The sequence below is a fragment of the Butyrivibrio sp. AE2032 genome (genome assembly GCF_000702965.1).
The window spans coordinates 701,312-714,503 of sequence record NZ_JNLF01000003.1 but is presented as its reverse complement, the minus strand read 5'-3'; the positions used below and the strand labels follow the sequence as shown (position 1 = coordinate 714,503).

At 45.5% G+C, this 13,192-nt stretch carries 12 protein-coding genes; all 12 read left to right on the top strand.

Features of this window, described 5'->3' with window-relative positions; genetic code table 11:
- Positions 1-138: 138 nt before the first annotated feature.
- Positions 139-1,329, top strand: a complete 1,191-nt coding sequence (locus tag BO18_RS04950; RefSeq protein WP_034444122.1) for an acetyl-CoA C-acetyltransferase — start codon at positions 139-141, stop codon at positions 1,327-1,329.
- Between the two features lie 196 nt (positions 1,330-1,525).
- The gene (locus BO18_RS04945; protein WP_034444120.1) at positions 1,526-2,320 is read left to right on the top strand and encodes an enoyl-CoA hydratase-related protein; all 795 of its coding nucleotides are present in this window, start codon (positions 1,526-1,528) and stop codon (positions 2,318-2,320) included.
- Positions 2,321-2,389: 69 nt separating this feature from the next.
- Positions 2,390-3,262 (top strand): 3-hydroxyacyl-CoA dehydrogenase family protein, encoded by an 873-nt coding sequence (locus BO18_RS04940; protein ID WP_034444118.1) that lies wholly within the window; start codon positions 2,390-2,392, stop codon positions 3,260-3,262.
- 131 nt (positions 3,263-3,393) lie between these two features.
- Entirely contained in the window at positions 3,394-4,554 is a 1,161-nt protein-coding gene (locus tag BO18_RS04935; RefSeq protein WP_034444116.1) for an acyl-CoA dehydrogenase, read from the top strand.
- A gap of 114 nt (positions 4,555-4,668) precedes the next feature.
- On the top strand, positions 4,669-5,460 hold the full coding sequence (locus BO18_RS04930; RefSeq protein ID WP_034444114.1) for an electron transfer flavoprotein subunit beta/FixA family protein: 792 nt from the start codon (positions 4,669-4,671) through the stop codon (positions 5,458-5,460).
- A gap of 188 nt (positions 5,461-5,648) precedes the next feature.
- On the top strand, positions 5,649-6,698 hold the full coding sequence (locus BO18_RS04925) for an electron transfer flavoprotein subunit alpha/FixB family protein (protein WP_034444112.1): 1,050 nt from the start codon (positions 5,649-5,651) through the stop codon (positions 6,696-6,698).
- 103 nt (positions 6,699-6,801) lie between these two features.
- Positions 6,802-7,905, top strand: coding sequence for an S-methyl-5-thioribose-1-phosphate isomerase (gene mtnA, locus BO18_RS04920; RefSeq protein WP_034444109.1), 1,104 nt, complete (start codon positions 6,802-6,804; stop codon positions 7,903-7,905).
- A 99-nt stretch (positions 7,906-8,004) separates the two neighbouring features.
- Positions 8,005-9,015, top strand: a complete 1,011-nt coding sequence (locus BO18_RS04915; RefSeq protein WP_034444106.1) for an energy-coupling factor ABC transporter permease — start codon at positions 8,005-8,007, stop codon at positions 9,013-9,015.
- Positions 9,016-9,042: 27 nt separating this feature from the next.
- Positions 9,043-9,864, top strand: coding sequence for a cobalt ECF transporter T component CbiQ (cbiQ, locus tag BO18_RS04910; RefSeq protein WP_034444103.1), 822 nt, complete (start codon positions 9,043-9,045; stop codon positions 9,862-9,864).
- A 27-nt stretch (positions 9,865-9,891) separates the two neighbouring features.
- Positions 9,892-10,638, top strand: a complete 747-nt coding sequence (locus tag BO18_RS04905) for an energy-coupling factor ABC transporter ATP-binding protein (protein WP_034444100.1) — start codon at positions 9,892-9,894, stop codon at positions 10,636-10,638.
- 146 nt (positions 10,639-10,784) lie between these two features.
- The gene (locus tag BO18_RS04900) at positions 10,785-11,966 is read left to right on the top strand and encodes an acetyl-CoA C-acetyltransferase (RefSeq protein ID WP_034444095.1); all 1,182 of its coding nucleotides are present in this window, start codon (positions 10,785-10,787) and stop codon (positions 11,964-11,966) included.
- A 49-nt stretch (positions 11,967-12,015) separates the two neighbouring features.
- Positions 12,016-13,137 (top strand): HD domain-containing phosphohydrolase, encoded by a 1,122-nt coding sequence (locus tag BO18_RS04895; protein ID WP_034444091.1) that lies wholly within the window; start codon positions 12,016-12,018, stop codon positions 13,135-13,137.
- Positions 13,138-13,192: the final 55 nt, after the last annotated feature.

The following is a 13,192-nucleotide window of genomic DNA, read 5'->3' as shown; positions in this document are numbered from 1 at the left end:
ATAGCTCCCAACCGGGAGCTATTTTTGTTGCATTTGTCTAAGTGCTGTGCTAAAATAAAACTGTTCTGACAAAAATTTAACACTCTTGTTTTGCAGAGCAAAAGTTATCACAAGATAATAAAAAATGGAGGTAATTTTATGGCACAGAAAGTAGTTATAGCCGGCGCAGTAAGAACTGCTATCGGTAAGATGGGCGGAGCACTTAGCAATACTCCCGCAGCAGAACTTGGTTCAATCGTAATCAAGGAAGCTCTTAATCGTGCAGGTGTTAAGCCTGAGCAGGTTGATGAGGTCCTTATGGGTTGCGTAATCCAGGCAGGACTTGGACAGAACGTTGCAAGACAGGCATCAATCAAGGCAGGTCTTCCAATTGAGACTCCTGCAGTAACACTTAACGTAGTATGTGGCTCTGGCCTTAACTGTGTCAATATGGCTGCTGACCTTATCAAGGCTGGCGAGGCTGATATAGTTGTAGCAGGTGGTATGGAGAACATGTCTATGGCTCCTTACGCACTTCCTAATGCACGTTTCGGATATCGTATGAACAACGGAACAGTTGTAGATACCATGGTAAACGATGCTCTTACAGATGCATTCAATCACTATCACATGATGATCACAGCAGAGAATATCTGCGACAGATGGAATCTTACAAGAGAAGAGCTTGATGAGTTCTCAGCTAATTCTCAGCAGAAGTGCGAGAAGGCTATGGCTTCAGGCGCATTCGATGATGAGATCGTTCCTGTTCCTGTAAAGGTTAAGAAGGAAATGGTAGAGTTCAAGGTTGATGAGGGACCTCGTGCCGGCACAACTGTTGAGACTCTTTCAAAGCTTAAATGCTGCTCAGGCAAGGAAGGCGGACTTGTAACAGCAGGTAACGCTTCAGGTATCAATGATGGTGCTGCTGCTGTTGTTGTTATGAGCGAAGAGAAGGCTAAGGAGCTTGGTATCAAGCCTATGGCTACATGGGTAGGCGGAGCTCTTGCAGGTGTTGAGCCTGAGATTATGGGTATCGGACCTGTTGCTGCTACTAAGAAGGTTCTTGGAAAGACAGGACTTTCACTTGACAACATCGATCTTATCGAGGCTAACGAGGCATTTGCAGCTCAGTCAGTTGCAGTTGCTAAGGATCTTGGCTTTGATATGAGCAAGGTTAACGTAAATGGTGGAGCTATCGCTCTTGGACACCCAGTTGGAGCTTCAGGATGCCGTATTCTTGTAACTCTGCTTCATGCAATGGCTAAGAGACCTGATGCTAAGAAGGGTCTTGCAACACTTTGTATCGGTGGCGGAATGGGATGTGCTACTATCGTAGAGAAGTATGAGTGATATAGGGGATTAAGCTGAAGTAGTCTGCTGTGCTTGCACGATGCAGACTACTTCAATTTAAGACCCGAACATACATGAGGAAAAAAGATCCGGGAGTTTATGACCGGATCGATTTCCGAATGTATGTAGCATGACGAGAGCGAAGCGAAGTCATGCGTATAACACGATTTTGTAAATGACTCAAGGAGGCGAAAAAATGGGTTTTGTAAATTGCGAAGTAAAAGATAAGATTGCCGTTATCACAATCAACAGACCAGAGGCTCTCAACGCTCTTAACTCACAGGTTCTTGATGACCTTGAGGCTGCATTTGACGGTCTTGATCTTAACACAGTAAGAGCCGTTGTTCTTACAGGTGCTGGCGAGAAGTCATTTGTTGCAGGTGCTGATATCGGAGAGATGAGCACGCTTACAAAGGCTGAGGGTGAGGCGTTCGGTAAGAAGGGTAACGACGTATTCCGTAAGATCGAGCAGTTCCCTGTTCCAGTTATTGCTGCAATCAATGGATTTGCACTTGGCGGCGGATGTGAGATCTCAATGAGCTGCGATATTCGTATCTGCTCAGACAACGCTATGTTTGGTCAGCCTGAGGTTGGTCTTGGAATTACTCCTGGATTTGGTGGAACTCAGAGACTGGCTCGTCTCATCGGCGACGGAATGGCTAAGCAGCTTATCTACACAGCAAAGAACATCAAGGCAGACGAGGCTCTTAGAATTGGTCTTGTAAATGCTGTATATCCTCAGGAAGAGCTCCTTGCAGCAGCTGAGAAGATGGCAGGACAGATCGCTGCCAACGCTCCTATCGCTGTTCGCGCTTGCAAGAAGGCAATCAATGACGGCCGTCAGGTTGACATCGATGCAGCACTTGTAATCGAGGAGAAGCTCTTTGGATCATGCTTCGAGACAGAAGATCAGAAGGAAGGTATGGCTAACTTCCTCAGAAAGAAAGATGATCCTGCCAAGAAAAAGGTTGTAGATTTTAAAAACGCATGATAAGAGCGTGAGCGCAGTCATGCGTATCATGCGAGCAAACATAAAAAACAAATTTAGGAGGAAACAAACATGAAAGTAGCTGTTATTGGTGCAGGTACAATGGGATCAGGAATTGCCCAGACATTTGCTCAGGCTGAGAGCGTAGAGAAGGTTTATCTTTGCGACATCAAGACTGAGTTCGCTGAGGGCGGATTCGCTAAGATCAAGAAGGGACTTGATAAGCAGGTTGCTAAGGGAAAGAAGACTCAGGAAGAGGCTGATAAGATCACAGGTAAGATCCAGACAGGTCTTAACGACATCTGTGCAGATGCTGATCTTGTAGTTGAGGCTGCTCTTGAGGTTATGGATATCAAGAAGAACCTCTTCAAGGAACTTCAGGATAACATCGTAAAGAACCCTGATTGTATCTTTGCTTCAAACACATCATCACTTTCAATCACAGAGATTGGCTCAGGCCTTTCAAAGCCTATCATCGGAATGCACTTCTTCAACCCAGCTCCTGTTATGAAGCTCGTTGAGGTTATCCAGGGCGCTAACACTCCTGACGATATGGTAGACAAGATCAAGAAGATCTCTGAGGATCTTGGAAAGACTCCTGTTCAGGTTAACGAGGCAGCAGGCTTTGTTGTTAACAGAATCCTTGTTCCTATGATCAACGAAGGTATCTTCGTATACTCAGAAGGCGTTTCAGATATCGCTGGTATCGACACAGCTATGAAGCTTGGATGCAACCATCCTATGGGACCATTAGAGCTTGGTGATTACATCGGACTTGATATCGTACTTGCAATCATGGATGTTCTCTACTCAGAGACAGGCGATTCCAAGTATCGTGCTTGCCCTCTCCTTCGTAAGATGGTTCGTGGTAAGAAGCTCGGCGTTAAGACCGGCATCGGTTTCTACAACTACGCTGACGGAAACAAGGTTCCTACAGATGCCTGAGCGCTTAGCGAGGTTTTTTCGAACTTAGCGATCAGGTACACTTGAATACGAGGCGAGGTATTTCACGAGCCCGTAGTATCAAGTGTTTCCTTATGAACTAATATAATTATATACAGATGGAGGAAATAAAAATGGATTTTCAGCTTGATCAGCAACATGAAATGGCAAGAGCTCTTTTCAGAGAATTCGCAGAAAAAGAAGTTAAGCCTCATGCAATAGACGTTGATGAGACAGAGGAGTTCCCAAGAGAGACTGTTGCTAAGATGCAGAAGTACGGATTCATGGGTATTCCGATTCCTAAGGAGTACGGCGGACAGGGTTGTGATCCTCTTACATACATCATGTGTGTAGAGGAGCTTGCAAAGGTTTGTGGTACAACAGCAGTTATCGTATCTGCTCACACATCACTTTGCTGCGATCCTATCATGACATATGGTAACGAAGAGCAGAAGCAGAAGTACCTTGTACCTCTTGCAAAGGGCGAGAAGCTCGGCGCATTTGGTCTTACAGAGCCTATGGCTGGTACAGATGCTCAGGGCGTTCAGACAAAGGCTGTTCTTACAGAGGACGGTAAAGAGTGGATCCTGAACGGCTCAAAGTGCTTCATCACAAACGGTAAGGAAGCTGATATCTACATCATCTTCGCTTACACAGATATTGTAGAAGATAAGAAGGGCAGAAAGCAGAAGAAGTTCTCAGCATTCATCGTTGAGAAAGATACTCCTGGTTTCACCTTCGGTACAAAGGAGAATAAGATGGGTATCCGTGGTTCATCCACATACGAGCTTATTTTCCAGGATTGCCACATTCCTGCTGAGAACCTTCTTGGCGCAAGAGGAAAGGGCTTCGCTATCGCTATGCACACTCTTGATGGTGGACGTATTGGTATCGCTGCTCAGGCTCTTGGTATTGCTGAGGGTGCTCTCGACAGAACAGTTGAGTACGTAAAAGAGAGAAAGCAGTTCGGTAGAGCTATCGGTGCTTTCCAGAATACACAGTTCCAGCTTGCTAACATGGCTACACAGTGTGAGGCAGCAAGACTCCTTGTTTATCAGGCAGCTGATGCTAAGAAAAATAAGGATTACTACGGAATCGAAGCTGCTAAGGCTAAGCTCTTCGCAGCAGAGGTAGCAATGGATGTAACTACAAAGGCTGTACAGCTTCACGGTGGATACGGCTACATCAGAGAGTACGAAGTTGAGCGCATGATGCGTGATGCTAAGATCACTGAGATCTACGAGGGTACATCTGAAGTTCAGAGAATGGTTATCTCTGGAGCACTGCTGAAGTAAAAGTAATCACCTGACGAGGTATTTCACGAGTCTGGTGTACTACTTTGTTCGGGCGAGTGCGTTTGCACGAGAGCCGAACTTCCTTATGAAAACATAGAAAAAGGAGAAAATAAAATGAAAGTTGTAGTTTGCATTAAGCAGGTCCCTGATACAAAGGGCGGCGTTAAGTTCAAACCCGATGGAACATTGGATAGAGGTGCAATGCTTGCAATCATGAATCCTGATGACAAAGCAGGACTTGAGGCAGCACTTAAATTAAAAGATGAGTACGGCGCAGAGGTTACAGTTCTTACAATGGGACTTCCAAAGGCTGAGGCAGTTCTTCGTGAGGCTATGGCTATGGGCGCTGACAAGGCAGTTCTTGTAACAGACAGAGTTCTGGGCGGCGCTGATACATGGGCAACATCTTCAACAATTGCCGGTGCACTCAGAAACCTTGATTATGATCTCATTATCACAGGCCGTCAGGCTATCGATGGAGATACAGCTCAGGTTGGCCCTCAGATTTCTGAGCACCTTGGACTTCCTGTAATCTCTTACGCTGAAGAGATCAAGGTAGACGAGAAGGCTAAGAAGGTTGTTGTTAAGCGTCAGTTCGAGGATCGTTATCACATGGTTGAGGCTAAGATGCCTTGCCTTATCACAGCTCTTGCTGAGCTCGGCGAGCCTAGATACATGACACCAGGCGGAATCTTTGATGCATTTGAAAAGGACGTTACTGTTTGGGGAAGACCTGATCTTAAGGACGTTGACGATTCAAATCTTGGACTTAAGGGTTCACCTACACAGATCGCTAAGGCTTCTGATAAGGTTAAGAAGGGCCAGGGCGAGAAGGTTGCTCCTGATTCAGCAGATGAAGCAGTTGAGTACCTTGTAGGCAAACTTACAGAGAAGCATGTTATCTGAGTGATATAGCAGACAGAAGTCAAAAAGGCATGTGCTTGCACAAATGACTTTTTGACCTCAGGATGCGAACATACATGAGGAAGTAGCACTATGGTGCGGATTCCGAATGGATGTAGCATGACGAGAGTGAAGCGAAGTCATGCGTATATCACGGAGTAAAATATTTAATAGAACAAAGGAGAAGAGTCATGTCTTTAGAAGAATATAAAGGTGTATTTATATTTGCTCAGCAGGTAGATAATGAGCTTTCAAGTATCGCTCTTGAGCTTCTGGGCAAAGCAAAAGATCTCGCAAATGATCTTGATGAGAAAAAAGTTACAGCAGTTCTGCTTGGCGACAATGTTGGTGGCCTTGTAGATACACTTGCTGAGTACGGTGCAGACCGTGTAATCGTTGTTGATGATCCTGAGCTTAAGGATTACAGAACAGAGCCTTATACACATGCACTTGCATCTGTAATCAATGAGTACAAGCCTGAAATCCTTCTGGTTGGTGCTACAGCAATTGGCCGTGACCTTGGACCAAGAGTATCATCAAGAGTACACACAGGACTTACAGCTGACTGTACACAGCTGGATATCGGAGACTTCCCTCTTGAGCCTAAGGAAGGCGTAGAACAGAAGCACAAACAGCTCCTTATGACACGTCCTGCATTTGGTGGAAACACAATTGCTACAATCGCTTGTCCTGATTTCCGCCCTCAGATGGCTACAGTTCGTCCTGGTGTTATGCAGAAGATTGCACCTGTTAAGGGCGCTAAGGCAGAGGTTGTAAATTACAATCCTGGTTTTGCTGAGAATGACTGCTACACAAAGATCCTTGAGATCGTTAAGGCTGTTTCAGAGGTTGAGGACATCCAGGAAGCTAAGATCCTTGTATCTGGCGGACGTGGAGTTGGAAGCCCTGAGAACTTCAAGATCCTTGAGGACCTTGCTAAGGTTCTTCACGGAACAGTATCCTGCTCACGTGCAGTTGTTGATTCTGGATGGAAGCCAAAGGATCTTCAGGTTGGTCAGACCGGTAAGACAGTAAGACCTAAGGTTTACTTTGCTATCGGTATTTCCGGAGCAATCCAGCACGTTGCTGGTATGGAGGAGTCAGATCTCATCATCGCTATCAACAAGGATGAGAACGCTCCTATCTTCGATGTAGCTGATTACGGCGTAGTAGGCGACCTCAACAAGATCGTTCCTGCACTTACAAAGAAGATCGAAGAGGCTCTTGAGCAGAAATCCTGAGATAGAAATTAAATAAGATTTTCAGAGAGACACCGGTCCTTTGGCTGGTGTCTCTTTTCCTGTTATAATAGTCTGGTGGAAATAAACTAGATTGGAGAAGCATATGAACAGCATACTAGATTACGAAACTGTATCTCTTATAGATGAAGACGACGCCCTGGAAATCATTGACCAGACTCTGCTCCCCGGCAGAATTGAGATCATAAGACTTCACACGGCAAAAGAAATTTGGGACGCAATTTACCTGCTTCAGGTAAGAGGCGCTCCGGCTATTGGAGTAAGTGCAGGGATGGGGCTTTATCTTTTGATGAAGCATTCCCAGGCCGGATCCTATGAGGACTTTATGAAAGAGCTTGAGGAAAAGAGTGAGTTCCTGAATTCCTCAAGACCTACTGCAGTTAATCTGTCCTGGGCTCTTAAGCGCATGAAGGCTCATGTGGAGAAGGTATATGAGGAGCTTTTAAACAGCAATGGTGAAAAGAGCTTTGAGCAGATCCGAAGCGCTATCATCGGAGAAATGCGGGATGAATGCCAGCGCATCAAGGAAGAAGACATCGATGTGTGCAGAAGAATTGGTGAGTATGGCGTGACACTCATAAAGAATGGCGATGGTCTCCTTACCCACTGCAACGCCGGACAGCTCTGTGCCTGCAAGTACGGAACTGCCACAGCGCCTATGTATCTGGCTCATGAAAAGGGAATGAACATCAGAGTATACTGCGATGAGACGAGACCTCTTTTACAGGGGGCAAGGCTTACTGCCTTTGAGCTTCATTCTGCAGGAATAGATACAACACTTCTTTGCGACAACATGTCTGCAAGTCTTATGAAGAGCGGAGCAATTAATGCCATATTTGTCGGCTGCGACAGAGTTGCTGCAAACGGAGATGCAGCAAATAAGATAGGAACAAGCATGGTTGCTACTGTTGCAAAGCGCTACAATGTACCATTTTATGTTTGCGCTCCAACATCAACCATTGATATAAATACACCTACAGGCAACGACATAACCATAGAGCAGAGAAAACCTGAGGAAGTCACAGAGATGTGGTACAAAGAACGCATGGCTCCTGAAGGAGTCAAGGTCTATAATCCTGCCTTTGATGTGACGGACAATGAGCTTATTTCAGGAATTGTAACAGAGTACGGAATTTTAAGAGCTCCTTACGACAAAGCAATTAAAGAACTTTTTGTGAACAACAAGTAAAAGAACCCCCCGGGGGGCTTGTGAGCATAATTACTCACCCGTATACTTAATAAAGTGGCGGGAAAACCGCAAGAATAATGTATATGGGAGAGAATTATTATGCATATGGCAGACGCCCTCGTGGCACCGGCAGTAGCTGGAACAATGTACGTTTTATCCGCGTCAGCAGCGGGTGTATCAGTTAAGAAGGTCAGGGAAGAAAATGATCCTAAGAAGATCCCTGTAATGGGAGTAATGGGAGCTTTCGTATTTGCAACACAGATGCTCAACTTCACCATTCCCGGAACAGGTTCATCAGGACACCTTTGTGGTGGTATGATGCTTTCTGCAATCCTTGGACCTTACGCAGGATTCCTTACTATGATCGGAGTTTTGCTGGTACAGTGTTTACTCTTTGCAGACGGAGGACTTCTGGCCCTGGGCTGTAATATATGGAACATGGCCTTTTATGGGTGCTTCGTGGGAGCACTACTTATATGGAAACCAATAATGAAGAAAGGAGCCACAAGAGGTAAGATCATTCTTGCATCCATCCTGGGATGTATACTTACTCTTCAGATGGGAGCCTTCTCAGTTACCATTGAGACTCTGCTCTCAGGTGTGACAGAGCTTCCTTTCTCAGTATTTGTAGCAACAATGCAGCCTATTCACCTGGCAATCGGCCTTGTTGAAGGGCTTATAACAGCAGCTGTTCTTGTATTCATTCACGAGGCAAGACCTGAACTTCTTTGGGGTGTTGGCGAGAGCACAGAGGTTAAGGAAGGCAAGCTCAGCCTTAAGGGAACAGTTATCGCCCTTGCGGTTGCAGCAGCAATCTGTGGCGGAGCAATATCTCTTTTCGCTTCCTCATTCCCTGATGGCCTTGAGTGGTCAATGGAGCAGGTTGCAGGAACAACAGAGCTTGAGGCAGACGGTGGCGTTTATGACACAGCTGCAGGCATTCAGGAGAGCACATCTCTTTTACCTGATTATGCATTTAAGAACAGCGAGTCTGCTGTAGGAACCAGCTTTTCCGGTATCGTTGGAGCACTTGTTGTGGTTGGAGTTATGGTTGGTGCCAGCTACGCATTCAAGTTCTTCAAGAACAAGGATTCAGCGAACGCAGCGTAAAAGCTGTCAGTTTGGTATAATAATTAAGTGAAAGCAATCGAAGATAATCTGCATGAACTAAATAAGCTTCAGAATCTTCAGCAGCGTTCCCATTGGATGAACCTTATTCATCCTCTGGGGAAGCTGCTTGTTTGCGTTTTATACATACTTGTGGTGGCCTCCTTCAATAAATATGACCTCCAGGGAATGATCCTGATGGCGATCTTTCCGGTGTTTGGATTTGTGGCAGGAGAGCTGTCCTTTAAAGAGGGAGTATACAGGATGAGGCTGATCCTTCCTCTGGTGCTGTTTGTTGGTATATTCAACCCATTCTTTGACAAGGAAATACTCTTTTACATAGGAGGCACGGCAAAAGAGTTGTCGGCCGGGGCAGAGGCAACAGGAGGAATTCCGGTTACCGGAGGCTTAGTGTCTATGCTGACGTTGATGCTAAAGGGCTTCTACTGCGTACTTTCGGCCTACATCCTTATTGCGACGACCTCTATAGAGGAGATCTGCTATGCCCTGCGAAAGCTCCACATTCCCAAGGTGATTGTCATGGTCATTCTTTTGATCTACAGGTACTTTGGTCTTATGGGGAATGAGGCAGACAGGATCGCAACTGCCTACGCCTTAAGAGCGCCATCCCAGAAGGGTATCAATTATAAGGCCTGGGGACCACTGGTGGGACAGTGGCTTCTTCGTAGCATGGACAGAGCGGGAGTTGTGTATGAAAGCATGGTGCTGAGGGGCTTTAGGGGTGAGTTCTGGAGCAAGACCCGTGGATTTAAGCCAAGTGATATGGTTTACGCAATAGCGTGGACTGTCATTTTTCTTGCGATACGTTTCGGCTCGGGATATTTCTTTTGACATGTATTATGGAAAGGCATTTCATTTATGAAAACAGGAATTAACGGAGAGGCCCTCCGCATAAAGAATCTAAGCTTCTCCTATGAGAAGGGGCAAAAGGTCCTGGATGGTGTGAATCTCGTGGCTCAAGAAGGGGAGAGCATCGGGATAATCGGTGCCAATGGAATTGGTAAGTCCACCCTTATGAAGCTTCTGGTGGGGCTTTATCTTGATTATGAGGGTGAGCTTGAGGTGGCTGGTCACCCGGTGACGAGAAAGAATCTCAATCACATCAGGGAGCATATTGGATATGTGTTTCAGGACTCTGACAGTCAGCTGTTCCTTTCAACTGTAGAGGAAGACGTTGCCTTTGGCCCTCGAAACTACGGCCTTTCCGACGAAGAGGTTGACCGAAGGGTAAAAGAGGCTTTGGAGAGGGTTCACATCCCTCATCTTGCAAAGAAGCATAATTACAAGCTGTCCGGGGGCGAGAAAAAACTGGCAGCCATAGCGACGATTCTTTCAATGGAGCCTGATATCATCATTATGGATGAGCCTTCAATAGCTCTTGATCCCAGGAACAGACGATATCTTATCGGGATCCTGAATGAGATCAAAGCCCTTAAAATAGTTACTTCCCATGACCTGGATTTCGTGCTGGATACCTGCAACAGGGTTGTCCTTTTGGATGAAGGCAGGATCATTGCTGATGGTGAGGCCGGAACTATTTTGCAGGATAAAGAGCTTTTGGAGAAACATGGACTTGAATTGCCTCTGAGCCTTATAAAAAGATGAGAATTATTAGCACAAAGGATTGTTAAAATAATCTAAAATGCGTTGAGACACATACATTAAGATGATAAAATAGAAGTGGTGTAGCCTTATAAATTGGGGATGCCACTTCTATAATTATTTATAATACGACACGGAGGAAAAGGACAATGGCAAGAAAAGTGGTTTTGGCAGGAGCATGTAGAACAGCAATCGGTACCATGGGGGGAACACTTAGCACAACACCTGCACCAGTACTTGGCACAATAGTTATTAAAGAGGCTTTGAAGAGAGCCGGGGTAAAGCCAGAGCAGGTAGATGAAGTATACATGGGATGTGTTATCCAGGCAGGTCTTGGACAGAATCCTGCCAGGCAGTCAGCAATCAATGCAGGTATCCCTGTAGAGGTTCCTGCAACTACTATAAATGTCCTTTGCGGATCAGGCCTTCACTGCGTAAATCTTGCAGCCAAGCTCATCGGAATGGGCGATGCAGATATCATCGTTGCCGGTGGTATGGAAAATATGTCAATGGCTCCTTACCTTATGCAGCAGGGACGTTACGGATATCGTATGGGATCAGGTGAATTACAGGATGCGATGATAAAGGATGCTCTGACAGATGCTTTTGGCGGATATCACATGGGTATTACGGCTGAGAATATTGCTGAGCAGTGGAATCTCACAAGGCAGCAGCTGGATGAATTCGCAGCATGGTCACAGAATAAGGCTGAAAAAGCTATTGCAGAAGGAAAGTTCAAGGACGAGATAGTCCCTGTAGAGGTAAAGAAAAAGAAAGAGACAATTATTTTTGATACAGATGAAGGCCCTCGTAAGGGCGTTACTGTAGAAGGTATTTCAGGACTCAAGCCAGCGTTCAAGAAGGATGGCGGAGTTGTTACAGCAGCTAACTCATCAGGAATCAATGACGCAGCATCAGCAATAATTGTCATGAGTGAAGAAAAGGCAAAAGAGCTTGGAGTTAAGCCTATGGCTACCTGGATAGCAGGTGAACTTGCAGGTGTAGAACCAAGCATCATGGGAATAGGTCCTGTAGCTGCTACACAGAAGGTTATGAAAAAGGCTGGATATTCAATAGGTGATTTTGATCTTATTGAGGCAAACGAAGCTTTTGCAGCTCAGTCGGTGGCTGTTCAGCATGATCTTGGATTCAGCAATGACGTCCTCAACGTAAACGGTGGCGCTATAGCTCTTGGACATCCTGTAGGCTGCTCCGGAAACAGAATTCTTGTTACTCTGCTTCATGAGATGGAAAAGCGCGATGTTCACAAGGGCCTTGCGACTCTTTGTGTTGGTGGCGGAATGGGATGCGCAGCTATAGTAGAAAGGTGAGATAGGAAATCCCCCGATTTCCGTGATCGAACCTTATCCTGGAGGTTGTATGGCAAATCGTTCAATTCTCGTAGTTGATGACAATGAGATCAACAGAGGTATTCTTGGAGAGATCTTCAAGGATAAGTATAATATCCTGGAAGCCGGAGACGGTTTAGAGGCTATTAAGATAATGGAGGCGGAGGGCACAAAACTGGCGGCGATCCTTCTCGATATTGTCATGCCTGAGATGGATGGCTATGCTGTTCTTGAGGAAATGGCAAAGAGGGACAACCTTAATGAAACCATCCCGGTTCTGATGATCACTGCTGATACCTCTACGGAAGCAGAGCGTACCAGTTATCAAAAAGGCGCTGCGGATGTTATCCATAAGCCCTTTGATCCCGTCATTGTAGACAGGCGTGTTTCGAGAACTATTGAGCTCTATGATCACAAGAATAAGCTGGAGAATCAGGTTGATGACCAGACCAGAGTCCTGAAAAAGCAGTTTGTATATCTTAAAAAACAGGAAGAAAAGCTTAAGAACAGCAACGAGAAGGTTATTGATACCATAGCTACCATCGTTGAGTTCAGAAGCATGGAGTCCAGTTATCACCTAAAGAGGATCAAGGGGTTCGTTAGGATCCTTGCCCTGACTGCCATGAACAATTATCCGGAGATGGGGCTTACTCCTCACCTTGTTGATGTTATTACCCAGGCCTCAGCCATGCATGATATTGGCAAGATCTCTGTTCCGGATTCCATTTTGCTTAAACCGGGACGTTTGTCCAATGAAGAATTTGAAGTTATGAAATCTCATACCACCAGAGGTAGTGAGATCATAGAGATGATCAAGGATGTCCAGGATAAAGAGTATTACGAGATGTGTCTGGACATCTGCAGGCATCACCATGAAAGATACGATGGAAAAGGATATCCCGACGGCCTTAAAGGTGAACAGAACTCTATAGGAGCACAGTTCACTGCTTTGGCTGATGTATATGATGCTTTGGTCAGCGACAGAGTATATAAGGCAGCTTATCCTATGGATAAGGCCTACGAGATGATCAAGAACGGTGAGTGCGGAGTATTTTCTGAAAAGCTTCTGGCTTGCTTCGAGTTTGCCCGCCCTGACATGGAAAAACTTGTTACGGAAACCAAGGCATTAGAGCAGGCTGAAAAGGATACATAATTTTTCTTGACAAAGCCATGAGGCATGAATATAATATTATTTGTTGCCGATATTG